The sequence below is a fragment of the Vreelandella sp. V005 genome (assembly GCF_052645115.1).
This window is the reverse complement of the sequence record NZ_JBQXYA010000010.1, coordinates 1-24,423: the sequence shown is the minus strand read 5'-3', so window position 1 is coordinate 24,423 and position 24,423 is coordinate 1. Positions and strand designations below refer to the sequence as shown.

Below are 24,423 nucleotides of genomic sequence, written 5' to 3'. Positions count from 1 at the left end.
CCTAGTCGTTTACCTTGAGCACAGCAAGGAAGGCATCCTGGGGAATTTCCACACGCCCCACTTGTTTCATGCGTTTCTTACCCGCTTTCTGTTTTTCGAGCAGCTTCTTCTTACGGCTGACATCGCCGCCATAACACTTGGCGGTAACATTTTTGCGAAGCGCCTTCACCGTTGAGCGTGCCACCACCTGACCACCGATGGCCGCCTGAATGGCCACATCAAACATTTGACGCGGAATCAGTTCTTTCATTTTTTCCACTAGCAAACGGCCACGCTGATGAGCGTGATCGCGGTGGATAATGACGGCTAAAGCATCGACTTTATCGCCATTAATCAGCACATCGAGGCGCACCAGCTTGGCTTCTTCAAAACGCTCAAAGTTGTATTCAAGCGATGCATAGCCCTTCGAGATAGACTTCAGGCGATCAAAGAAGTCCATGACCACTTCGGACATGGGTAATTCATAAGCCAGTTGGATCTGATTACCCAAGAACTGCATGTCACGCTGAGTGCCACGGCGCTGTTCACACTCGGTGATGACATTGCCTACATACTCCTGAGGCACCAGGATGCTGGCACGCACCACGGGCTCACGCATTTCATCCACGTCCGCCATGTCTGGAAGCTTTGAGGGGTTGGAAACGTAGTTAACGTCGCCATTTTTCATTGCCAATTCATAGACAACTGTGGGAGCGGTAGTGAGCAGATCGATATTATACTCACGCTCTAGGCGCTCCTGGACGATCTCCATGTGCAGCGTGCCGAGAAACCCCACACGGAAGCCAAAGCCAAGAGCATCAGAATTTTCCGGTTCATAGGCAAGGGAGGCATCATTAAGTGCCAGCTTCTCTAGAGCATCACGGAAATCTTCATAATCATCCGCACTGACCGGGAACATACCGGCATATACCTGTGGCTTCACTTTTTGAAAGCCAGGCAAACGCGCCACATCCGGGGTTTTAGTGTGCGTAATGGTGTCACCTACCGGCGCACCATGGATCTCCTTGATACCCGCCACGATAAAGCCGACTTCACCAGCACGCAGAATGTCGGTTTGTTTACGGAGTGGAGTAAATATCCCCACTTCCGTAGTGCCCCAATCGCGCCCCGTCGATTTGATCCGGATTTTATCGCCTTTGCGCAGCGTGCCATCAAAGAGACGCACCAGCGACACGACACCCAGGTAGTTATCAAACCAAGAGTCGATAATCAATGCTTGTAGCGGTGCGTCCGGGTCGCCTTTCGGGGGCGGAATGTCGCGTACTAAGCGCTCAAGCAGTGCATCAATGCCGATGCCGCTTTTGGCGGACACTTGGCAGGCATCGGTGGCGTCCAAGCCGATGATCTCTTCAATTTCTTGCGCCACGCGGTCAGGGTCCGCCTGAGGCAAATCAATCTTGTTAAGCACCGGCAATACTTCAAGCCCTTGTTCGATGGCGGTATAGCAGTTGGCGACCGATTGCGCTTCTACCCCTTGCGCCGCATCGACCACCAGCAACGCGCCTTCGCAGGCATAGAGCGAGCGAGACACCTCATAGGAGAAGTCGACGTGGCCAGGTGTATCGATGAAATTGAGCTGATAGACCTTTCCATCGGCGGCGGTGTAATCCAGGGTGACCGACTGCGCCTTGATGGTGATACCGCGCTCACGCTCAATGTCCATGGAGTCGAGCACTTGCTCTTTAAGCTCACGGGCAGTTAAGCCATCACACGTTTGGATGAGGCGATCAGAGAGCGTCGACTTGCCGTGATCGATATGCGCGATGATCGAGAAATTTCGTATATGCTTGATCTTGCTATCGTTTTCTTGGGTCATTTGCCGTTTTAATCCGGGTGTGTACGCAACGTTGCACAATTAAAAATAAGACGATGAGCTGCGCATTCGAAATTTGGTGACATTGTACCGTTAGCGAGGTTCCGGTGCTATGTTCATCAAAAAATGCCAAAACAACTATTAGCGCAGCACACGACTAATACTGCTATCGATTTTTTCAACATTTATGCCCCTTAAAGCGCATCAGCTTTGCCTCTTTCCTAGCGTTTGCTAGTTTTTATCTAACGGTGTTATCTGATGAAATGACAAGGAGCGTTATGGATACCGAAATTCCCATACTGGATATGTTAGCCCGACTGATAGTGGCGACTGGCTTGGCCTTATGCCTTGGCTTGGAGCGAGAACTGCGTGGCAAACCTGCGGGTCTTCGTTCTCATATGTTGGTATCGCTGGGTTCCTCTGCCTTCATAATGGTGGGAATGAGTGTTCTATTTTCCACCGCTGAAGGCGATCACGCAGCAAGCATTGATCCCAACCGCGTTGTCGAGGGTGTGATTGGAGGCATCGGTTTTTTAGGTGCTGGTAGCATTATTCGCAGCGGCGCCCATATCGAAGGGATTACCACGGGTGCCTCGATTTGGTTGGCCGGCGCTATCGGCGTTGCCGCAGGTATCAACAATTTTCCCTTAGCCGCCATGGTCACCCTCTTGGGACTCATCATTATGGTACTTCTGGGGCGATTCGAGCACGACATGATCGCGAACCTAGCGGGAAAAGAAGTGGTTAAAAAAAGCAGTAAACGCGATAAAGACTAATCCGGAAGGGAAGTAAGTAGTAAGAAAGGCAAACAGAAAGGGAAATAAACAAATCGACGCTATTAAGCATCGATCTGGTGGGGCAAGAATAGATAACCATCCCGGCAGTAAACGCCCTGCCGGGATGGAGAGCCAGTTAAACGACTACTCTAGGCGAAGGGCCACAAACAACGAGCGGCCCTCACGGAACAAGCGAAGTGGAATAGCGCGATCAGTGGGTAGTTCTTCAACAATGCTCACCAACTCTTCTGAAGAAGAAACGCTACGGTGATCAATGCTCACCAGCACATCACCTGGCAGAATACCGGCATTGGCTGCCACGCTGTCTGGCTCCACTTGACGAACTTCGACACCGCCTGAGATGTTGAGCTGATCACGCATCGCCTCATCGATTTCAGCCACCATCACACCAAGGCGAGTTTGATCATTGCTGTTGGCCTGCTCTTGCGGCTGCTCCGCATCCGGCCAGCTACCCAATTCGACTGACTCCGTGACTTCTTCACCATCACGCATCAAGGTGAGCTCCACCTCTGTGCCCGGCGCACCGCGACCAATCAGGCGTGGTAGCGTGCTGGAACGTTCGACTTCTTCTCCATTGACTTCAAGAATAACGTCACCCGCTTGTAGACCACCCTGTGCGGCTGGGCCTTCAGGGTCCAGGTCGGCAATCAAAGCCCCAATCGCATTGTCCATACCAAAGGACTCAGCCAGATCTTGCGAGACAGGTTGGATCATAACGCCCAGCCAGCCACGATTTACTCGGCCGTCCTCACGCAATTGCTCCGCCACATCCATGGCAACATTGATAGGAATGGCAAACGAGACCCCCATAAAGCCGCCACTGCGAGTAAATATCTGCGAGTTGATGCCGACTACTTCGCCTTCAAGATTAAACAGCGGCCCACCAGAATTACCCGGGTTGATCGCCACATCGGTTTGAATAAATGGCACATACGCATCACGGGGCAAGGTGCGGTTAATAGCACTGACGATGCCAGCGGTCACTGAGTGATCAAAGCCAAAGGGAGAGCCAATAGCCGCTACCCATTCGCCCACTTTCAAATCATCAGAGTCGCCCAAGCTCAGGGTAGGTAAGTCAGTCGCATCAATCTTTAACAGCGCCACATCGGTTTGCGGGTCACTGCCAATCACTTCTGCACTCAATTCACGCCGATCATTAAGACGCACAAGAATCTCATCAGCGTCTTGAACAACGTGTGCGTTCGTCATGACATAGCCATCTTCACTAATGACGAACCCCGAACCTAACGATTGCCGCTGCTCACTGCGTCCCTCTCCACCGTTAGGCGGCGTTGGAAAACTATCACCAAAGAAATGACGGAAGATTTCTGGGATTTCCTGTCCACCAAACCCTTCGAAACCAGGTGCGCTGCTACGCTGAACCGTGCGACTGGTAGAAATATTGACTACCCCTGGGGCTGCCTCTTCTACCAGCTCGGTGAAATCAGGCAAGCCCTGGGCGCTAGCTGCTTGGCCAAAGGTTAACAATGCCACCATGCATACCCACAGGGTGGAGGGGAGAATCAAGCGCTTCATGCAAGAGCTCCTACTTAGGATGATATTAATCGAAGGCTGAACAACAACTCACAGCAATATTCATGGAAAAATGCTGAAGAACTAACATGTCGCATTAACTGACCAAGCGCGGACGAAAGCGTTCCCTTCGCCCATGCAATAGGTATTTAACACTGACAACCCCAGCGACCAAGGCAACAAAAAAAACCACCGAAGCCAGCCAATTCAAGGGACTAACAAGCGATGCAACGCCTGATAGCAGAAGCGCCAACAACAAAGGAAGTCCATAAATAAAAAAAGCCAGCAGCGTGACGGAGGTACTTGGCAGGCTTATGGTGACTCGACCCCCTATAGGATAGCCCGAGGGACCGTACTGCTCACCCTGTTGAAACGGCTCAGGAAGCGCCACGGCAATCCGTTGATTAGCACGATGCGCGAATAACCCTAAGCCGCATCCTCTGCCCTGAGCACACTGTTCACAGCTCTCTTGGGCGGTCATTTCTACAATAAGGCGCTGTGCTTCATGCCCCACCACGGTACCCGTTCGAAATAGAGAAGAGCAGGAAGCAGGAACCTTCATTATATTCCTCGTCACATGTGCATCATTGCCACTACTGCGCCTCTTCCTCACTGCTTAGATGATGGGTCTGTGATTGTGGCAAATCAAAGCTGATTGAACGAACGATACGTTGGAGTGTGGCGACCGGCAACTCACCAATCGCCACCAACTGCCAGTGCTCTTCATCGGTCATAGTATGCTTGACAGCAACAGCAGAAACGCCCAACTGGTGCATACCCTCCTGCAGCGCAGGGGTAGTGTCAGAGGAAAGGGGTTCTACAAAAAGACTGACTGTCGCCAAGCCATCGCTATAGACGCGTTGCTGACGATCATTGCCGGTAAAAGTCACCGGTTGATTAACAAACCCTGCAGGCAACCACGTAACTTGCCAGGGCGTGCTCAGAGCAACCTGGGGGCTGTCTAACCTAACGATCCCACTATACTGTTGAGGCGATTGAAGCTGGGTAATTTGAAAGGTTTCAATGATCTGTCCTTGCTGATCGATAAGCACATGCTTCAACAACAAGCCGGTAGCTTGGTCTATCCACCACTCATGAGAAAAACGCCATTGGTCACGAGGTTCAAAAACTAGCTTAACTGCGTCACGACCCGCAACTCGCGTTTTATCTTCAAGTTCAACTAAATAAAATTCTTCCAGGTGCGTCGCCCACCGTTGAGGTGAAGGCAGCTGACCGCTACTGTTATCTTCTGTCCAAGCGAGCCGCCCAACTGGTGAACGTCTCTCGATACTGACGGAAGGGCCATCTAAATACTGCACCACCTGCTGTCGAATACCGTTTTGAATGCGGTGTGAAAGTGCCAAAGTACGCACACCGACAGCATCAATAGCCACCGCCCTCGCTTGAAAACCATAGCAGTGACTTGCCCACAAACCACGCTCAAGCCACTGCGTTGCACTATCAGGGGATGGTTGGGAAGTGGCGGCACATTCATAACCGACACGATCATCACTAAGGCTTTCTGACGGGTTATTTGAGCTCTCTGCGTAGGCCGCCATTGGGAGCATACAAACCATGACGGCCAGTATCCATGCACGCCTTATCCGCAAAACAACTATTAAATTGCGCACTTGCATCTAGCGCACTCCTACTCACCGGATAGGCGTCATCATAAAGCACGGCATAAATTTAGCGCTGACCTAAAGGCTCGGTTACCGCAGAAGAGCGCATCAACGGCATCCAGCTATCACCACTGCCGTAAGCGGCACTTTGTGTATGTTGCTCAAGATAGGATTGCAACAGGCCAATCTGGTCAACATCAATCGTGGTGCCCTGTGAAGCGGTCACGCCCTGAGGAGTCTGCGCAGAAAAGCCAGCTTCGCTTATGTTCATTAAGCCACTTTGGCCAGCCTGCCCGCTAAGCCTGAACGGTGTGGGTTCAAACATCGGCATATCAGCGCGCGCAACCGTCGGCTGAGAAGCCAAACTAACAGGTTGCACTTGGGTCCCCTGGCTGGGGCTCGAAGCAGTCGTTGCAGCGTTACTACCTTGACCAATCGACGCACCATTACCGAAATACTGTACGCCAGTGATGACCATCAAAGAGACAGCTGCAGCAACACCGGCACCGCGAGCAAATGAAATTCCTCCACTGCGGTGGCGAGCTACTTGCTCGGAACCTTCCATCATCGGTGCAGGTTCTTCCTGCAATCGAGCCATGATACCAGCCGAGAGATCAACGCTAATATCAACACCCTGCTCACGCTGCATCATGCTACGCGCGAGGTGATATCGGCGCCATGTATCTGCGGCATCGTCATCATTAGGCAGTGCCTTCAACACTCGGCGAAGTTCTAGCTCATCACTTTCGCCATCCATTAACACCGAAAGTGATTCCCGTGTGTTTTGACTCATACTTCACACCCTCACACTGTTTAAAAGAAGTACTGGCGTGACGAAAACCGCTAAACCACTAACAGGTTTCATCGCACCGACGACTTCCAAGGTCAAGACCCCGTCGTAAACCAACTAAGTAAAACCCAGCTTACTTACAACGCTAAGCTCATGACACTCTGCACATCGACGCATCCAATGTGCTCATTGAGATAGTCATGCGTATGACGCTAAACATGCCAGACAGTTCACAAAAAAAGTAAAACCTTCCTTTTTTGCTTTTCACCACTGTCCGTTATTCATCGCGACTGTTCCTAGCCGTCGACACTAGCGGACGAATATGCTCATCGACCGCTTCACGAGCGCGAAAAATTCGTGAACGAACAGTGCCCACCGGACACTGCATTACCTGAGCGATATCCTCATAAGCAAGACCATCCAGCTCCCGCAAAGTAATCGCGGTACGTAGATCATCAGGTAAATTTTCAATTGCTTGGTAAACCGCTGCCTCAAGCTGATCTCGTGCAATAGCCGCCTCTGGTGACTCAGAATCGGCCAAGCGCCCGCTTTGGTCGACAATTTCAGCATCGACAATATCTAGATCGCTACCTGGCGGACGACGGCCTCGTGAAACCAAGTGGTTTTTCGCAGTGTTGATAGCAATACGGTACATCCAGGTATAAAACGCGCTTTCGGCACGAAACTTACCCAAGGCACGATAGGCCTTGATAAACGCCTCCTGCGCAACATCCTGAACTTCAGAATGGTCATGAACGTAACGTCCGATCAGACCGATAATTTTGTGCTGGTATTTTTTTACCAGCAAATCGAAAGCGCGCGTATCACCTTTTTGGGCACGTTCAACAAGCTGTTGGTCTGTTTCCCGAGTGCCCATTCACACGCTCCTCCAGCTCGTACGACATGCGCCGAGCCCCATTCCTATTAGCCCTAACCAGTGGGCGTTCACAGCAAGCAGCATAGCGTCCCTTGGGCATTGATTAATAATAGAGTGGATAAAAGAGCGAAAAAATCGCTCGACAATATAGCTGCATTTTAACGGTACTAATTTTTAACGACAGAACCCAGTTTTAACGACAGAGCCCAGGTTTTAAAAACAGAGCCCAGTGTTGCGCGTTCTTTAAAGTACATCAACCGCTTACCGCCTTTCGCCAAACCCTGCGGCTGACACTCTGGATGCCGCTATAGTTCCACAACAATTGATTTTTACCTACTCGACAAGCGATAGTAGATGCCACTTTTCTCGCCCCTCTCTTTTTTCCGACCATTACGCAAGCACAGGTAGCAAGATGTCAGAACAGCAGGTTAATAACCTTAACGTCCTCGCTCAAGACGTTCTTACCACGCCAGAAGCGCTCAAAAACGCAGTCCCTTTGACCGAGGCGGCAGAGCGCACGGTTATCGAGAGCCGACAAACCATTCAGAATATCCTGGATGGCAACGATCCGCGACTGCTTGTCGTAGTGGGCCCTTGCTCGATTCACGATGTGGACGCAGCGCTTGATTATGCTCGCCGCCTCCGCACACTGGCCGATCAAGTCAGCGACAGTCTGTATATCGTGATGCGCGTCTATTTTGAAAAACCACGCACCACAGTGGGCTGGAAAGGCTTGATTAATGACCCTCACCTTAACGACTCGTTTGAGATCGATAAAGGCTTACACATCGCACGCAAACTATTGGTAGACCTGGCTGAACTGGGCTTACCTTTAGCTACCGAAGCCCTCGACCCTATTTCGCCCCAGTATCTGCAAGACTGCATTAGCTGGTCGGCGATTGGCGCGCGTACTACAGAGTCACAAACGCACCGTGAAATGGCTTCTGGCCTCTCCTGCCCCGTCGGCTTTAAAAACGGTACCGACGGCAGTTTAGACGTGGCGATTAACGCGCTTCAGTCCGTGGCCAGCCCGCACAATTTCCTGGGCATTAACCAGGCAGGCCAAGTGGCCATTATACGCACACGCGGCAATGCTTATGGTCATGTCGTTCTGCGCGGCGGCAACGGCAAACCCAATTACGACAGCGTCAGCGTAGCCCTGTCAGAGCGGGAACTTGAGAAAGCCAAGCTGTCGCCCAATATCATGATTGATTGCTCCCACGCCAATTCCAATAAAGATGCTGCATTGCAGCCACTGGTTCTGGAAAACGTCACCAACCAAATTTTGGAAGGCAACACCTCCATTATTGGCCTCATGGTTGAATCCAATATTGGTTGGGGCAACCAAAAACTGCCGCAAGACCTAAGCCAGTTGCAGTACGGCGTCTCGATTACCGATGCCTGCATTGACTGGGATACGACAGTGAACACATTCCACCGCATGAACGCCAAACTGGCCGACACGCTAGCCAAGCGAATCGACAAGTAGGTCTTTACCAAGTAAGTCTTTAGCCCCGCTTCGGCGGGGTTTTTAATACCCTTTTAACGGCTAATTTCACGCCGAAATGGCGGCAGTGCATCCAACAATGCTTGCCCGTAGCGGCGAGTAATCACCCGCTTATCCAGTAAGGTAATCGTCCCCCGGTCACTCTCTTTGCGAATCAAGCGCCCGCAGGCCTGCACCAGCTTGATAGACGCATCCGGCACACTGATACGCATGAACGCATTGCCGCCCTGGCTCTCTATCCACTCCGCTAACGTGGCTCCAACGGGGTCATCGGGCACCGCGAAGGGTAGGCGCGTAATCACCACATGCGTCAAATAGTCGCCGGGAAGATCTATCCCCTCGGCAAAGCTCGCCAAGCCAAAGATGATACTGCCCTCGCCTCGGTCAACTGCCGCCCGATGCCGCTCGATCAGCTCACGCTTAGGAAGTGCATCCTGAGCTAACACTCGCGCCTTGATCTCGGCAGGCAATGCCTTATCTACCGCGCGAAGCTGCGCACGGGAAGAGAACAACACCAGCGCCGCCTCGGTGTCCGCTAGCTGCGATACAAACGACACGATTGCTCGCTCATGAGCTTCTCGATCGCCAGGGTCGGTGGCTTCCTTAGGCACGCGCAGCACGGCGTTGGCGTAATCAAAGGGGCTCGGCAATGCCTGGTAGCGATAACGATTGGCTAACCCGGCACGCTCCTGCAAGCGCTCAAAACGACCCAAGGCCGTCAGGGTAGCCGAGGTGACCACCGCCCCATGACAGCGACCCCACAAATGCTTCGCCAGGGTATGCGCAGCCGAAACGGGACTAGCCGAAAACTCAACTTCAGGTTCGCCCCCTACCCGGCTCAAGGTTATCCAACGGGCGCTAGGTGCCTCGTTAGCGACATCCTGCTCGCTAAACGCCTGCCACAATGCATGCGCTTCTAACGCACGCCCATGAAGCAACGCCACCAACGGCAGCCAGGCCTCCGCTTGCTCACGATCAAGACCGGTCTGCTTATCGGGATCCAGGCTTTCGCGCAGAATGTCGCTGATACTTTCCAAACAGCGAGAAAGCGACGCGAACATCACGAGCAATTGCTGTGCCTGCTCACGTAAAGCGTCGGGCACCTGACCTTTTTCAAACCGCGATTGGTGGGTAGCCTCTTCATCGGCTAGGCCGTTGGGCCTGTCCGCCAATTGATGCCCCATACTGAACACATCGCCTAACGCGGGCTCCAGGTTATGAATCAGCTCGGGCAGGCTCACCAATAAACGCGAGACCGTGGGCTGAATCGCTAACGCTTGGTGTAGATCGGTCAAACTGCTTTTTAGCGTTTTCAGCCAGCGTAAACAGCCGTGTACCGCAAAACGGTGGGCGAAGTGGGAAAGCGCCTTTTCGGGGAGGTGGTGGCCTTCATCAAACACAAAGATACAGTCCGCCGGGTCGGGCAGAATAGCGCCGCCGCCCAATGCCAAGTCAGCCAGCACAAGGTCGTGATTAGCGACGATAACGTCAGCGTTCTCAAGCTCACGACGGGAACGGAAAAACGCGCAGGCCCCGAAGTGTCCGCAGCGCCTGCCCGTGCACTGGCGATGATCCACCGTTAGCCGTCGCCAATGGGCATCCTCAATCGCTTCCGGCCAGTTATCGCGATCCCCTTCCCATTCGCCCTGCCCATACGCTTGCGCCATATCGCTGGCAATAACCGTAAAGTCACTGCTTTGTGTTTGCAGCGACTGCTCGAACAGCGACAGCGTCGGGTTGGGCTCAGTCCCTTCGAGCGCCTGGTCCAGGCGCGCTACGCACACATAGCGGCCACGTCCTTTGGCTAGTGCATAGCGAAAGGCAATGCCGCTGTGGCTGGCGAGTGAAGGTAAGTCCTGGTTAAGCACCTGCTCCTGAAGAGCGACCGTGGCAGTGGAGATAATCAGCCGCTTGCCGCGCGCTTTCGCGATCGGCAAAGCGGCGATCAGGTAGGCCAGCGTTTTACCCGTTCCAGTACCCGCTTCAAGCACACAGACGTGGGTATCACTGGTGCGCTTGCCTTCGTTGTCGCTCTCTATATTACCTAGCGTGCGGGCGATTTCGGCGATCATCATGCGCTGTCCGTAGCGTGGGGTCAGCTCAAGCGTGTCCACCACGCGACGGTAAGCGTCTTGAATTTCGCTTTTGAGGGCAGTATCAAGCATGCGGTTTAGAGCATACCTTCCGGCGGATGCACGCAAGGTAGCTTGTCGTTGATATAGCGTTCGATTTCCGGCAGCGAGAACGCATCCTCTTCGCCGACGAAGCTAATCGACACACCCTTGGCACCAGCGCGACCGGTACGACCGATACGGTGTACGTAGTCTTCCGGGTCTTCCGGCAAGGTGTAATTGATGACGTGACTAACGTCTTCAATATGAATGCCACGGCCAGCAACATCAGTCGCAACCAACACCTGAATCTCGCCTTCACGGAAGCTTTCGAGTGTTTTGATACGCTGATTCTGCGGCACATCACCAGACAACATCGCGGCGCTAACGCCAGCTTTCTTGAGCACATCGTCTAACTTGCGCACCAAATCGCGGCGGTTACCAAACACCATCACGCGCTCAAAGCTCTCTTGCTGAAGTAAATTAACCAGCAAGCGCTGCTTATCGTCATCGGACACCATATACACACGCTGATCAATGTCCGCCTGATTCTCAACGGTTACTTCGATCTCAACGTGGGCAGGATCGAGCGTCCACTGACTGGCAAGGTTCAAGATATCGTCAGTAAAGGTGGCAGAGAATAGAAAGGTCTGTCGCTCCTCTTTTTTCGGCGTGTAGCGAATGATTCGCTTCACATCGGGGATAAAGCCCATCGACAACATGCGGTCGGCTTCATCTAACACCAACACTTCGACTTCATTGAGGTCGATATCGCGCTTCTGATGAAAATCCAACAGGCGCCCAGGTGTTGCCACCAGGATATCGATCTTGCTACCCAGGCTTTCACGCTGCTTCTGGTAGTCCATACCGCCAACCACGCTTGCCACATTAAGCTGGGTAAAGCGCGCTAGTGCTTTAGCATCTTTTTCGATCTGCAGCGCAAGCTCGCGGGTAGGCGCAATAATCAAGGCACGCGGCGCCCCCGGCTTTTGACCATTGGGCGTGGGCTCTTCCAGGAAGTAGGCCATCACCGAGATCAAAAAGGCCGCGGTTTTACCGGTTCCCGTTTGCGCCTTGCCGACAATGTCGCCACCTAATAGCGTTTGGCGCAGGGCCTCCGCTTGGATAGGAGTGCAGTACTCAAACCCTTGGGCATGAATAGCGCGCATTAAGGGCAGCGGCAGATCAAAGTCATGAAAGCGCCACTTGCCGGCCACGGCGGGCACCTGAAACTGATGAAGATCCCAGTTCGACTGGCGACGACGCGGTTTACGACGGCGGCGTTTTGGCTTGCGGTTCTGGGCCGGTGCTGTGGTCTGTTCCGACTCGCTCATAGGCTGTCTATCTGTCCATTGCTGTGGAAGTTGGCTTCTTGACGTGCGCATTGTACCAGGGCTTGGCGATAAGAGCGCGTCCTGCTGTCGAAGGAGTCCCAAGGCCTGTTAGAATAGCCGTCAAATCGACGTAAGGAGCGCGACATGACGCGTAAGAAAAAAACTCGTTCACTGGCCGATAAGGTAACTATTCGTACCGGCCGGCGGAAAGATTATAAAAAATGGCGCCACGACAATCCTGACCAAGTAGCCCCTTCGCGCCGCTTTGTAGCGAAAAAGCAGCATCAGCGCAAACTCCAGGCGGTGAGAAAGCTCGCTCGCCAACAGAGTGGTCAGCAGATCGCGATTCACCCTGATAAAGGCAGCCAGTCGGACACCCCTAAGGGAGATGACTCGTAATGCGGTTAGTTTCATTCAACATTAATGGCATTCGGGCGCGCCTTCATCAACTGCAGGCATTGATCGACACCCAGCAGCCTGACGTGATTGGTCTGCAAGAAACCAAGGTTCAGGATAGCGAGTTTCCGATTGCCGACGTAGAAGCCATGGGCTATCACGTCTTTTATCATGGCCAAAAGGGCCATTATGGCGTCGCTCTAATGTGCCGTCAGGCGCCCCAGGAGGTGTTTTACGGCTTTCCGGATGACGAAGAGGACGCTCAGCGCCGCATGATTGGCGTCCGCCTGCTGGCAGACGACGGTGAAGCCGTAACAGTATGGAACGGCTATTTTCCTCAGGGCGAAAACGTCACTCACCCGACCAAATTCCCTAATAAAAAGCACTTTTATGCCCAGTTAGCGCGCCTGCTTCATCAGCAGCACCAACCTGAAGAACGGCTGGCCATCATGGGCGACTTTAATATCTCGCCAGAAGATCGGGACATCGGTATTGGTGAGGCCAACCGCAAGCGGTGGTTGCGCGAAGGCAAAACCAGCTTTCAGCCTATCGAGCGCGGATGGCTTGAAGGCATCAAAGCGTGGGGGCTAATGGATAGCTATCGCCTCCATTATCCGCAAAGTGAGAACCACTTCAGCTGGTTTGATTACCGCTCTAAAGGGTTTAACCAGGAACCTAAGCGCGGCCTGCGTATCGACTATATTCTCGTTACCCAGGCACTCGCCGAAAAGGCCACGGGTGCCGGGATCGATTACGAGCTGCGCGCCATGGAGCGCCCCTCGGATCATGCGCCGACCTGGAGTGACTTTGCGCTTACGCTCATGCCTTAGTGCTTTTTAGTTTTAGTGCTGCCTCGTTTTCGCACTGTCTAGTTAAAGCTAGTCAGCCATTGGGCGGCTTCTTCATCGCCCAGCTCTGAAGCTTGAGAAAATGCCCGCTGAGCGCGTTCGCTCTCACCCCAGGCGTAGGCGAGCTGGCCATAGGCCCGCCAATCAGCGGCTGCCTGGGTATGAACCGCCAGAGCTTGCCAGGCGCTCAAGGCTTTCTCCACATCTTTCGCCTGCTGCCAGGTGTTCGCCAGCAAGCGCAGATTGGACTCATCGCGAACGATATCGCCTGTTGCTAGGGCCTGCTCAAGGTGTTCGGCAGCTCTGGCAGGCGTACCGCCCGACAGATGAAGCTGAATCAACAGCCAGCGGTCTTCCTGCTCGGTCAGCTTATCTAGCTGCCACGCCATCTCCCAAAGGCCAGCGGCCACTCCTGGCTGGCCGGCCTGTTGCGCTAGGCCAGCCGCCTGGCGCCAATCAGACAGGTCGCTTTGCGCGTCCAATCCGTCTAGCAGCCAATTCAAGGCCTGGTCACTTTGCCCAGCATTGCGGTAAATTGCCAGCGTTAACGCCTGCTGCGCCTCGGTTAACGCATTTTCCTCATTCAGTGCCTGCCCGAGCCAGTTAGCGGCCTCCTCCCAACGCGCTTGCTGCGCCAATAGGCGGGTTAGCTGCCACATGGCACTGCTATCCTGCTGAAGGGTTAACCACTCGGAAAGTAGCTCAATGGCTTGATCACGCTGGCCAGCAGCCCGGCGTAGTGAAGCCTCTTCACGAAGCCACTTAGTGGCTTGGTCATCATCGACCCCGCTGAGGCCCCGGGCGATTGCCAGCCGATCCGCTGCTGCCGCAGGTTGATCTTGTCGCGCCAAGGCGCCAGCGGCCAGCTGTTGATAGAGGGCACTCGCCCATTGATCCGATTGATTCCCTGAGGCTAGCCGCTCTGCCTGGGCGTTTGCATGTTCGACGACACCGCTGAGCGACCCCTCTTGCAACTGGCTCTGCAGCGCGTTGAGGTCAGCTATAATATCCCCAGGCAGCGCAGGGCTCGCCTGCGTTGAAATCGACCACACGCTTAGCAATAAAATCAAAAGTCGCTTCATAGCTACCTCAACTGAAACTCTATCCGCTGGGTGGCATTGCGCAACTGATTGCTGGATTCAAACTGCCACTGCGCAATAGCCTCCCTCGCAGCATCGTCAAATACACGGCGCGGCTGCGCATTCGTGATGCGTATCGAAGAAGCATCAACACTGCCATCACGTCGAATCATAAAGGCGACTTCTACAAACCCTTCCATGCCACGACGCTGCGCACGCGCTGGATACGCTGGATTCACCCGGCTGGTCGGCGTGGCCTGGCCGACACTCACCGGCTCATTGGAAGGTGCTGGTTCCGCTGCCGGGGCAGTCTCCCGTGGGGCAGGCTGGCTCTCGGCTACGCTTGAAGCGGCGCGCGGTGTTGGCGCTGGCTCTGGAGGCGCTTCCTGTGGCGGGGGCTCCGGCGCGGGTTCTGGAGCAGGCTCTGGCTCTACTTCGGTAAGCTCAGGCAGTTCACTATCCATTTCAACCGGCTCAACGGGCTCCTCCGGAAGCTCTACCTCGGGCAAACTAATCGTGCTTTCGGTGACCGGAGGCGGCTCGGGAGTAGGCATGGGCGGCGGCGCTTGTGGCGGCGCTTGTGGCGGCGCTGCTTCGACCGGCTGAGGCGGTGGTGCCTCCTGCTCTGGGGCAACCTCAGGCGCTTCGACCATGGTCATCGCCATGCTCATCGTCAGTTCCTCCGGCTCCTGCTCAGGGGGGGCAACCAACTGGGCCAGCAGCCAGAACAGGCCTACCGCCAGCAAAACGCCACCGAGTAACGACATCAAATGTCGCATCATGACCCACTCCGACTCGCCGCCACCGCTACTTTGTCAACGCCCGCTTCACGTAAGCGGTCCATGACCTCGATCAAAAGACCGGTGGTAGACTCGCGATCCGCCTGGATAACCACCGAACCATCTTCACTGAGCATATCGGCCACTTGCTGGCCCACCCGGTGAATATCAACCGGACGGCCATCCACCCACACCGCATCCTCTGGTGAGACCGCGACAAGCACCTGGGCATCGGGCCTCGGCGTGGCCGCGCTGGACTCTGGGCGATCAATTTCAACGCCGCTCTCTTTGACAAAACTTGTCGTGACGATAAAGAAAATCAGCATGATAAATACCACATCAAGCATGGGGGTTAGGTTCACCTCATTGCTCTCAGCAGTCGCATCTATAGAACGGCGTCTACGCATCACTCTCCTCCAGTGCCCGCGCCAAGCGATCATGCAGCCGCTGGTCTTCACGACGAATAACATGCTCTAACCGACTAATAAATAAAAGTCCCACCACGGCGATTGCCATGCCAGTCAGCGTTGGTAGCGTGGCCCGGGCCACGCCATCGGCCATGGCACGCGCTTGATGTGTTTCACTTAACGATAGACTGTCGAACACACTGATCATCCCGGTCACCGTACCTAACAAGCCTAGTAATGGACAAAGCGCGACCAGCAGCTTCAGCCATGGCAACGGCTTGCGCAGCCTAGCCACCAGCGCCTCAGCCCAGACATGACGCAGCGTGCGAGCACTCCAACTGGTGTGATCGCTGCGCGCTGCCCAACGGCGTAGCAGCTGATGCCGCGCAATACGCCAGGTAATTCGGTAGTACCACCAACGCTCCATGGCCATGGCAAACACCAGCACCGCCACGACGGCCAACACGACCAGCACTGCACCGCCCGCCTCAACCAAGCGCTCAACGGGCTCGAGCCAAAGTGGAAAAGCGGACATTTCAGTTCACCGCCGACGTGTAAGCGGGCGTATTATTGGACGAGTGAGACTCTAAATGGTCCGCCAGTGTCGCGCTCGCCTGCCCTTCGATGACATGAGTTAAATAGCGGCTACGGCCCGACAGCGCTGTCTGCACGAACAGCAAGGGAACTGCAGTAATCAGGCCCAGCACGGTGGTCACCAACGCTTGGCTGATACCGCCAGCCATCAGTTGCGGGTCCCCAGTACCAAAGACAGTAATTGCTTGGAAAGTCACAATCATGCCGGTCACTGTCCCCAGCAAGCCAAGCAACGGTGCAATCGCCGCCAGTAGTTTGACCATGGGTTGACTGCGTTCGAGCTTGGGCAGTTCAGCCAGCACCGCCTCATCCAGGCGTGCTTCCAGTGCTTCCGGGGTCTGATGCTTGTCCATGCCTTCAAAGCGTAGCAATACTCGTCCCAGGGGGTTGTTCGCTTTTAATTGGCTGAGCGACTGACGCTGCCGGTTAACACGCAGACTGACGACGACTAAATAGAGGTACTGCCCTAAGCCAATGATCAAACCTAAAATGCCTAATGCAACGACCACGTAACCGACGTAACCACCCTGTTGGAAGCGCTCCCACAGACTAGGCTGCTGGGCCAAGGCCTCCAACACGCTGCCCTGGGTAGGATCCACCGCAAAAACGTTGCTTTCGCCTTGGTAATACTCCGCTAGTAACGTGCCTATATTATTGGGTGTGCGGGGTAGCACGACGAGATTACCGTCGTTTTCACCGCGCTCTAAAAGCTCGCTCTCGGTAAAAACGGCGAAATCGCCAAGACGTACCAAGTCTCGAGTGGCGACTTCGCCGCTAGCGTCGGCGACCGGTAAAGAAAGCCGCGCGGCTTGGCCCGTACGCGCAGTTAACACCGCCAAGTGATCCACAACATTCTCTAGCTGATGACGCTCAAGCACTTCGACATCATCTAGACGTGGCGGCAGCGACCCTTCTTCCAAGGTAAGCAAACTCTCTTCACCCAGCGCATTACGCACTTCAGAGCTATGTCGGGCAAGATTCGATAATAAACCGGCTAGCGCTTCGCCCTGCTCTGCCTGACGCTCACTTAACTCGCTGGCTTGATCTGCTTGCTCCGCCTGCTGGGCCTCAAGAGCGTCATTCTGCTGCTGCGCGCTTTCGTAGTTGCTACGCGCCTCTTCAAGAGCAGATGCGAGTGCTTGCTGGTCATCTAGAAAACCCATTAAACGCTGCTGGTCGCGCGCCTGTGCAGCTTCGCGTGCTTCACGTAAGGAGGTGGTACTGTCATTTTGCGCGGTGGCTACCCCACTAAACACCATCAGCGCCACCAGCACGCCGATAGCCACCAGGCGATGCAGCACTAAACGAATAAGCGTCATGGCTGCTCTCCCTGTTGATCATTCGCACTTACTGAGAGCGGTAACGTTAATAGCTCAGGGGCACGCTGATCTTCTGCCATGCGCAGGCCGTTGCGTACTTCACGCAGATATTCGTCATCTAATGGCTGCCATGCGCTACTTTCCGCACGCCACACGCCACCCTCACGACCGTCTGGCGTTAGGTAATAAAAGCCGATACGGCCCACACGCAAGAAATCCACTTCACGCTCGCTGCCATCCTGGCTTAAGCGCCCTCGCCAGCTATCCATCTCACGACCGTAATCGAGTTCAACCCGCCAGGCTTCGAGCAGGCCATTAATGCGTTCGATGGTGTTGGCGCTCTGTTCATCAGGCTGCCGCTCCACCCGCGCTAAGCGCTCCTCACGCAGGAAAGGCAGGTCACTCTCAATCCATTGACTCAACTGAACGGACATATTTTGTTCAATCACAGGTAGCGCTGCACGCGTCTCCTCCAGCGTATCCAGGGCGGTTGCAAGACGCTGCTGTCGCTCGGCCTCTTCCGCCAAGCGCCCAGTGAGTGAGGCGTTGTCCGCTTCTAGCTGACGAGTTTCGCGCTCTAAGCGACGCAGCTCTGCCAACTGCTCACGGGTTTGCTCATCGGCAGCATCAATCTGCTCTTGAAGCGCTGCCTGGGCTTGCTGAGCTTCTACACTTTCAGCCGCTTGAGCCATTGCTTGTTCACTTACCAGCAGCGTGCCGCCGGCCAGCGCTCCCGCTAGCCACCATCCACGCAAGGCAAAGAAAGGCCTGTTCAGCACGTCGACTCTCCGTCACTGAGTAGCGGGCGGCTAACACCACCCAACTAAAAACTAATTAAGTATAAGAACGATTTGCGTTTATATTTTGCACCGCCTAGCCTACCACTAATATAATTAATGACAATATTTATCATTAACAAACAAACGATTTCACCCTCCTCTTATGCATAAAAAAAGGCGCCATAGGCGCCTTTCATGGTTCAAATCTTTTTAATGCTCTGCTGCTATATATGCTTTGGTCAACGGCGCTAGAGACAACTGCCAAGCCTCTTCACGGGTTACCCACTTTGCTTCGGCAATTTCAGCCGCCGCTTCGACAGGCTCGTCAATCACGAGGCCAAACAGGTTCGCCTCTAGCATCACGCCAGGTTCGTTAGCCGCCTCAGCAGTTTGCAAGCCCAGAGGGATCAGTTGATCCTCGTTAACCTGCAAGCCCAGCTCTTCGCGTAGCTCGCGACATAGTGCTGCTAGCGCGCTCTCGCCTTTCTCGATCTTACCGCCGGGCTGCATATAGAAAGATGTATGATGCTTTCGCACCAACAACAAGCGCCCCTCATGGTCACTGACCACGGCAGCGGCAATTTTTAGTACGTCAGTGGCACTCCCTGGCATACCTCCTCCTTCACTTTTTACTCTTAACCGTTACCCATTAAAGCTATCAGAATGCCCAGTCATCGTCTTCGGTGGCGACGGCTTTACCGATCACATAGGAAGAACCGGAGCCGGAGAAAAAGTCGTGGTTCTCGTCGGCATTGGGCGAAAGCGCTGCCATGATAGTGGGATCGACATCGGTCACACTGCTGGGGAACAGCGGCTCGTAGCCGAGGTTCATCAGCGCTTTGTTGGCGTTGTAATGAAGGAATTTCTTCACATCTTCACTTAGGCCAACTTCGTCATACAGCGACTCGGTGTAGCGCACTTCGTTGTCGTAAAGTTCCAGCAGCAGCTCGTAGGCGTAATCTTTGACTTCTTGCTGACGCTCTGGCGTCGCTTCCGCCAGGGCTTGCTGGAACTTGTAGCCAATATAGTAGCCGTGTACTGCTTCGTCACGAATGATCAAGCGAATCAGGTCGGCGGTGTTGGTCAACTTGGCATGGCTTGACCAATACATGGGCAGATAGAAGCCGGAATAGAACAGAAACGACTCAAGGAACACGCTGGCGACTTTACGCATTAGCGGGTCATCCGAGCGATAGCGCTCCAGAATCAGCTGCGATTTTGCTTGCAGTGTGGGGTTCTCTTCACTCCAGCGAAACGCGTCATCAACGTCACGCGTGGTGCAGAGCGTCGAGAAAATCGAGCTATAAGAGCGTGCGTGCACCGACTCCATGAAGGCGATGTTAGTGTAAACCGCCTCTTCATGGGGAGTGCGAGCATCTTCCATCAACACCGGCGCGCCCACGCTACTTTGAATGGTGTCTAGTAGTGTGAGGCCGGTAAACACACGAATGGTCAGCTGTTTTTCTTGCTGCGTAAGCGTATTCCACGACTGAATGTCATTCGATAGCGGCACTTTTTCGGGCAGCCAGAAGTTACTGGTCAGGCGGTTCCACACTTCCAGGTCTTTATCATCCTGGAGCCGGTTCCAGTTAATCGCATCGACCCGCGATATACGTTGCATGGTGTTCATGGCATTGCTCTCAAAACGTAGCGTTCAATGCCCGGCGATCAACACCGGGCATTCAATAACAGAGACAAGTTGCTTGCTGACTACAGCGTGCACGACACACAGCCTTCCACTTCGGTGCCTTCCAAGGCACTTTGACGGAGGCGGATGTAATAAAGCGTTTTGATGCCTTTACGCCAGGCGTAAATTTGCGCCTTATTGATATCGCGAGTGCTGGCCGTATCAGGGAAGAACAGCGTCAGCGATAAGCCTTGGTCAACGTGCTGCGAGGCTTCTGCGTAGGTATCGATGATCTTTTCCGGGCCTATCTCGTAGGCGTCCTGGAAGTAGTCGAAGTTGGCTTCATCGAGGAACGGTGCAGGGTAATAAACACGACCAAGCTTACCCTCTTTACGAATCTCGATTCTCGCCGCCACCGGGTGAATACTGGAGGTGGAGTTATTGATGTAAGAGATCGAGCCCGTAGGCGGTACCGCCTGGAGATTACGATTGTACAAGCCATTCGCCATCACCGAGGCTTTAAGCTCCTGCCAATCCTGCTGGGTCGGCAGTGCAATACCGCTGCGCTCGAACAACGTGCGCACCTTCTCAGTGCGCGGCAACCACGCCTGATCGGTGTACTTGTCGAAGAATGACCCCGAGGCGTAGGTAGAATCGGCAAAACCGGCAAATGACTCTTGATGCTCAATCGCTAAGCGGTTGGATGCCCGAATGGCATGGAACGCCACGCAGTAGAAATAAAGATTGGTAAAATCCAAACCTTCGTCAGAACCATAGTAGATATGCTCCCGCGCCAGGAAGCCATGCAGGTTCATCTGGCCCAAGCCAATCGCCCGAGATTTGGCATTACCCTCGGCAATAGAAGGCACGCTACTCAGGTTGCTCATCTCGGAGACAGCTGTCAGGCCGCGGATGGCAATTTCCACGCTGGTGCCAATATCACCTGCGTCCATTACCTTGGCGATGTTCATGGAGCCCAGGTTACAGGAGATATCCTGGCCCACATGGCGATAACCCAGATCATCATCATACTCGGTCGGTGTATTGACCTGGAGGATTTCCGAGCACAGGTTGCTCATGTTGATGCGACCAGCAATCGGGTTCGCGCGGTTGACCGTATCTTCGAACATGATGTACGGATAGCCCGACTCGAACTGAAGCTCTGCCAGTGTTTGGAAGAAGGCGCGTGCATTGATTTTATGCTTACGGATGCGCGCATCCGCCACCATTTCCTGGTATTTCTCGGTAACACTGATATCCCCAAATGGCACCCCATAAACCCGCTCCACGTCATAGGGCGAAAAGAGGTACATATCGTCGTTGCGCTTGGCCAGTTCGAAGGTAATATCCGGAATGGTCACGCCCAGCGAGAGCGTTTTAATGCGAATTTTCTCGTCGGCGTTTTCTCGCTTGGTATCCAAAAAGCGCAGAATATCGGGGTGGTGAGCATTTAAATAAACTGCTCCCGCCCCCTGGCGTGCGCCCAGCTGGTTGGCGTAGGAGAAGGCGTCTTCCAGCAGCTTCATAATCGGAATAATGCCCGATGACTGATTTTCTATACGTTTGATCGGCGCGCCAGATTCGCGAATATTACTAAGCAGGAAAGCCACGCCACCGCCGCGCTTGGAAAGCTGCAACGCCGAGTTAATGGAGCGTCCGATCGACTCCATGTTGTCTTCAATACGTAGCAGAAAGCAGGACACCAGCTCACCGCGCTGCTGCTTACCGCAGTTAAGAAAAGTAGGCGTCGCAGGCTGGAAACGGCCGGAGATGATTTCATCTACCAGTGACTTTGCCAACGCTTCATCGCCTCTCGCCAGAGTCAACGCAACCATGCAAACACGGTCTTCGTAGCGCTCTAAATAGCGTTTGCCATCAAACGTCTTCAGCGTATAGCTGGTGTAATACTTAAAAGCGCCCAAAAAGCTGGGAAAGCGAAATTTATACGCATAGGCCTGCTCGAATAGCGCTTTGATAAAGGCGAAGCTGTACTGGGCCAGCATTTCGGCTTCGTAGTACTGCTCTTCCACCAGGTAATCGAGCTTTTCCTCTAACGAGTGGAAAAACACCGTGTTTTGGTTAACGTGCTGTAAAAAATACTGACGGGCCGCTTCGCGATCTTTATCCAGCTGTAGTTCACCGTTGGCACCATAGAGATTAAGCATGGCATTGAGCGCGTGGTAATCCAGCGTTCGCGCCTCAGGCGCCGCCGAAGGCCGTTTTGTCTCTGCTACATTCTGAGTCGCTACGTTAGTCGTTTCCAAAACTCTTCTACTCCTTTGCGCACGTTGACCACGTCGTCGTTGGTGCCAAACAGTTCAAATCGATACAGCAGCGGCACGTGGCATTTTTTCGCAATAATTCGGCCAGCAAGGCCATATGCTTCGCCAAAATTGGTGTTTCCTGCGGCAATAACGCCCCGCAACAGATCCCGATTATGCGTATCGTTGAGGAAATGGATGACCTGTTTAGGTACCGCGCCCTGGGCGCTCCCCCCACCATACGAAGGGGTAACTAAAATATAGGGTTCGGTTACGCGCAGAGCAGGCGCATCTCGATTCAGCGGCAGCCGCGTTGCAGCAAGACCAAGTTTTTCCACAAAACGATGGGTATTACCTGACTTGGTAGAGAAGTACACCAAACTGCCGGCCACAGAGGTTTGTGAGCAACTTGCCAGCATGTGGTTGGTTTAAGCCAGTGCTTGGATGCGATCTGGACGGAAGCCCGACCAGTGATCTTCGCCTACTACCACGACGGGGAGCTGGCGATAGCCTAAGGCTTCTACTTCTTCCTGCGCACCCGACTCGGCGGTTATATCGATCACTTTGTAATCGAGTCCCTGCTTGTCTAACGCGCGGTAAGTAGCGGTGCATTGAACACAAGCTGGCTTGCTATAAATCTGAATTTCCATGGCTAATCCCCTTTTCATAGCGGCATTTTTCGGGTAGCGCACATCTTGTGCCCTACCCTTCTTGAAGACACAACTCATACTATATATAGACCATGGGAAAATCAATTCAAGCATATGTGGTATTTTTTACCCACAGGTTATTGACAGCTATTGCCCAGCCATATCCCAGGCAATAAAAAGCCGCCCACAAAAGTGGGCGGCTTTTGGCAGCGCCATTTACTGGCACTGCTAGCAGGTCATAGCGCTTTCATCAGCTAATCGCAGCTTGATAACGACGCTCTACGTCTTCCCAATTCACTACGTCAAAAAACGCAGCAATATAGTCAGGACGCTTGTTTTGATACTTCAGGTAGTAAGCATGCTCCCAAACATCCAGCCCCAGCACCGGTGTATTACCATGCATTAACGGGCTGTCTTGGTTCAGCGTATTTTCAACCACTAATTTTTTCTCAGGGGTAACGGAGAGCCACGCCCAACCGCTACCAAAACGACCCACAGCCGCTTTTTTAAACTCTTCCTTGAAAGCTTCGAGGCCGCCCAATTCAGAGTCGATAGCTTTAGCAACATCACCCTGCGGATTACCACCGGCATTGGGCGACATCATCTGCCAAAACATAGAGTGATTAGCATGCCCACCGCCATTGTTGATAACGGCCTGACGCTTGGCTTCTGGAACACGATCCAGGTTCGCGACGAGCTCTTCAACGGGTACGTCTTCCAGACCTGTGCCTTCAAGCGCAGCGTTCAGGTTGTTGACGTAGGTTTGATGGTGACGAGAGTGGTGAATTTCCATCGTCATTGCATCGATGTTTGGTTCGAGAGCGTCGTATGCGTACGGCAGTTCGGGTAGTGTATGTGCCATATCATCATCTCCTTGAGTGGCTTTCGTTGCGTTCACTTACTTATCTGCGGTCAGCCCGCAGCTTTTTCAACCGTCGGGGTGTTTTTTCTTACCCTTTGCCCCAGTACTTTAGTCAACTATTGGCAATTTACCTAATACACCTGCGACAAAAAAGCCGACTTCTGGCGAAGTCGGCTCTCTGCTGAGTCAGTTGCTCAACGCCTTATAACTTACTTTCCAGCTCCGGCAGGATCTCGAACAGATCCCCTACCAAGCCGTAGTCGGCGACTTGGAAGATCGGCGCTTCGTCGTCTTTGTTGATGGCGACGATTACCTTGGAGTCTTTCATGCCCGCCAGGTGCTGAATCGCCCCGCTGATGCCTACCGCAATGTACAGGTCGGGCGCGACGATCTTACCGGTCTGACCGACCTGCATGTCGTTAGGCACAAAGCCTGCGT

25 protein-coding genes are annotated in these 24,423 nt (G+C 53.8%); 4 read left to right on the top strand and 21 right to left on the bottom strand.

The window, feature by feature from the left end; genetic code table 11:
- Position 1 precedes the first annotated feature (1 nt).
- The gene (gene lepA, locus ACUN8H_RS17125; RefSeq protein ID WP_445533253.1) at positions 2-1,816 is read right to left on the bottom strand and encodes a translation elongation factor 4; all 1,815 of its coding nucleotides are present in this window, start codon (positions 1,814-1,816) and stop codon (positions 2-4) included.
- Between the two features lie 275 nt (positions 1,817-2,091).
- On the opposite strand from lepA, the gene ACUN8H_RS17120 reads away from it, so the two are divergent.
- A complete protein-coding gene (locus ACUN8H_RS17120) occupies positions 2,092-2,589 on the top strand; it encodes an MgtC/SapB family protein (RefSeq protein WP_445533252.1) in 498 nt (165 codons plus the stop codon).
- 144 nt (positions 2,590-2,733) lie between these two features.
- Here the strand turns inward: ACUN8H_RS17120 and ACUN8H_RS17115 are convergent, their stop codons facing one another.
- The 5 genes from ACUN8H_RS17115 to rpoE all read right to left on the bottom strand — a co-directional run bounded on the left by ACUN8H_RS17115 (position 2,734) and on the right by rpoE (position 7,432).
- Positions 2,734-4,146 carry a DegQ family serine endoprotease gene (locus ACUN8H_RS17115; protein ID WP_445533251.1) on the bottom strand — a complete coding sequence of 471 codons (1,413 nt, stop codon included), beginning with the start codon at positions 4,144-4,146 and terminating at the stop codon, positions 2,734-2,736.
- Between the two features lie 94 nt (positions 4,147-4,240).
- A complete protein-coding gene (locus ACUN8H_RS17110) occupies positions 4,241-4,705 on the bottom strand; it encodes a SoxR reducing system RseC family protein (RefSeq protein WP_445533250.1) in 465 nt (154 codons plus the stop codon).
- A 31-nt stretch (positions 4,706-4,736) separates the two neighbouring features.
- A complete protein-coding gene (locus ACUN8H_RS17105) occupies positions 4,737-5,780 on the bottom strand; it encodes a MucB/RseB C-terminal domain-containing protein (RefSeq protein ID WP_445533249.1) in 1,044 nt (347 codons plus the stop codon).
- Positions 5,781-5,832: 52 nt separating this feature from the next.
- Positions 5,833-6,558: a sigma-E factor negative regulatory protein gene (locus tag ACUN8H_RS17100; RefSeq protein ID WP_445533248.1), complete on the bottom strand. Its 726-nt coding sequence runs from the start codon at positions 6,556-6,558 to the stop codon at positions 5,833-5,835.
- A 274-nt stretch (positions 6,559-6,832) separates the two neighbouring features.
- Positions 6,833-7,432, bottom strand: coding sequence for an RNA polymerase sigma factor RpoE (rpoE, locus tag ACUN8H_RS17095; RefSeq protein ID WP_295709034.1), 600 nt, complete (start codon positions 7,430-7,432; stop codon positions 6,833-6,835).
- 412 nt (positions 7,433-7,844) lie between these two features.
- Between rpoE and ACUN8H_RS17090 the strand changes: the two genes are divergently transcribed.
- Positions 7,845-8,921, top strand: coding sequence for a 3-deoxy-7-phosphoheptulonate synthase (locus ACUN8H_RS17090; RefSeq protein ID WP_445533247.1), 1,077 nt, complete (start codon positions 7,845-7,847; stop codon positions 8,919-8,921).
- Positions 8,922-8,974: 53 nt separating this feature from the next.
- Here the strand turns inward: ACUN8H_RS17090 and dinG are convergent, their stop codons facing one another.
- On the bottom strand, positions 8,975-11,104 hold the full coding sequence (dinG, locus tag ACUN8H_RS17085; protein WP_445533246.1) for an ATP-dependent DNA helicase DinG: 2,130 nt from the start codon (positions 11,102-11,104) through the stop codon (positions 8,975-8,977).
- A 5-nt stretch (positions 11,105-11,109) separates the two neighbouring features.
- Positions 11,110-12,384, bottom strand: a complete 1,275-nt coding sequence (gene rhlB / locus ACUN8H_RS17080; RefSeq protein ID WP_445533245.1) for an ATP-dependent RNA helicase RhlB — start codon at positions 12,382-12,384, stop codon at positions 11,110-11,112.
- Between the two features lie 144 nt (positions 12,385-12,528).
- Here rhlB and ACUN8H_RS17075 point away from each other — a divergent pair, with 144 nt between their 5' ends.
- Both ACUN8H_RS17075 and xthA read left to right on the top strand, forming a co-directional pair.
- Complete coding sequence (locus ACUN8H_RS17075) at positions 12,529-12,783, top strand: hypothetical protein (RefSeq protein ID WP_445533244.1); 255 nt, start codon at positions 12,529-12,531, stop codon at positions 12,781-12,783.
- Positions 12,783-13,610, top strand: a complete 828-nt coding sequence (xthA, locus tag ACUN8H_RS17070; RefSeq protein WP_445533243.1) for an exodeoxyribonuclease III — start codon at positions 12,783-12,785, stop codon at positions 13,608-13,610. The genes ACUN8H_RS17075 and xthA overlap by 1 nt, the downstream gene beginning before the upstream one ends.
- A 38-nt stretch (positions 13,611-13,648) precedes the next feature.
- Here the strand turns inward: xthA and ACUN8H_RS17065 are convergent, their stop codons facing one another.
- From ACUN8H_RS17065 to ACUN8H_RS17005, 13 genes are all read right to left on the bottom strand, one after another.
- Positions 13,649-14,710 (bottom strand): tetratricopeptide repeat protein, encoded by a 1,062-nt coding sequence (locus ACUN8H_RS17065; RefSeq protein WP_445533242.1) that lies wholly within the window; start codon positions 14,708-14,710, stop codon positions 13,649-13,651.
- Between the two features lie 2 nt (positions 14,711-14,712).
- Positions 14,713-15,489, bottom strand: a complete 777-nt coding sequence (locus tag ACUN8H_RS17060; protein WP_445533241.1) for a TonB family protein — start codon at positions 15,487-15,489, stop codon at positions 14,713-14,715.
- Positions 15,486-15,893, bottom strand: a complete 408-nt coding sequence (locus ACUN8H_RS17055) for an ExbD/TolR family protein (protein ID WP_445533240.1) — start codon at positions 15,891-15,893, stop codon at positions 15,486-15,488. Before ACUN8H_RS17055 ends, ACUN8H_RS17060 begins: the two co-directional genes overlap by 4 nt.
- Entirely contained in the window at positions 15,886-16,428 is a 543-nt protein-coding gene (locus ACUN8H_RS17050; RefSeq protein ID WP_445533239.1) for a MotA/TolQ/ExbB proton channel family protein, read from the bottom strand. The genes ACUN8H_RS17055 and ACUN8H_RS17050 overlap by 8 nt, the downstream gene beginning before the upstream one ends.
- 1 nt (position 16,429) lies before the next feature.
- On the bottom strand, positions 16,430-17,746 hold the full coding sequence (locus ACUN8H_RS17045) for a MotA/TolQ/ExbB proton channel family protein (RefSeq protein ID WP_445533333.1): 1,317 nt from the start codon (positions 17,744-17,746) through the stop codon (positions 16,430-16,432).
- Positions 17,747-17,802: 56 nt separating this feature from the next.
- Complete coding sequence (locus ACUN8H_RS17040) at positions 17,803-18,585, bottom strand: DUF3450 domain-containing protein (RefSeq protein WP_445533238.1); 783 nt, start codon at positions 18,583-18,585, stop codon at positions 17,803-17,805.
- A 210-nt stretch (positions 18,586-18,795) separates the two neighbouring features.
- Positions 18,796-19,197, bottom strand: a complete 402-nt coding sequence (locus ACUN8H_RS17035) for an NUDIX hydrolase (RefSeq protein ID WP_445533237.1) — start codon at positions 19,195-19,197, stop codon at positions 18,796-18,798.
- 46 nt (positions 19,198-19,243) lie between these two features.
- Positions 19,244-20,215 carry a class 1b ribonucleoside-diphosphate reductase subunit beta gene (nrdF, locus tag ACUN8H_RS17030; RefSeq protein ID WP_290702621.1) on the bottom strand — a complete coding sequence of 324 codons (972 nt, stop codon included), beginning with the start codon at positions 20,213-20,215 and terminating at the stop codon, positions 19,244-19,246.
- 80 nt (positions 20,216-20,295) lie between these two features.
- Positions 20,296-22,476, bottom strand: coding sequence for a class 1b ribonucleoside-diphosphate reductase subunit alpha (gene nrdE, locus ACUN8H_RS17025; protein WP_445533236.1), 2,181 nt, complete (start codon positions 22,474-22,476; stop codon positions 20,296-20,298).
- Positions 22,458-22,892: a class Ib ribonucleoside-diphosphate reductase assembly flavoprotein NrdI gene (gene nrdI / locus ACUN8H_RS17020; protein WP_445533235.1), complete on the bottom strand. Its 435-nt coding sequence runs from the start codon at positions 22,890-22,892 to the stop codon at positions 22,458-22,460. Before nrdI ends, nrdE begins: the two co-directional genes overlap by 19 nt.
- A gap of 9 nt (positions 22,893-22,901) precedes the next feature.
- The gene (nrdH, locus tag ACUN8H_RS17015) at positions 22,902-23,123 is read right to left on the bottom strand and encodes a glutaredoxin-like protein NrdH (RefSeq protein ID WP_290702618.1); all 222 of its coding nucleotides are present in this window, start codon (positions 23,121-23,123) and stop codon (positions 22,902-22,904) included.
- A gap of 250 nt (positions 23,124-23,373) precedes the next feature.
- Entirely contained in the window at positions 23,374-23,985 is a 612-nt protein-coding gene (locus ACUN8H_RS17010; protein WP_290702617.1) for a superoxide dismutase, read from the bottom strand.
- A 202-nt stretch (positions 23,986-24,187) separates the two neighbouring features.
- On the bottom strand, positions 24,188-24,423 hold a 236-nt coding region (locus ACUN8H_RS17005; protein WP_445533012.1), incomplete at its 5' end, for an FAD-binding protein.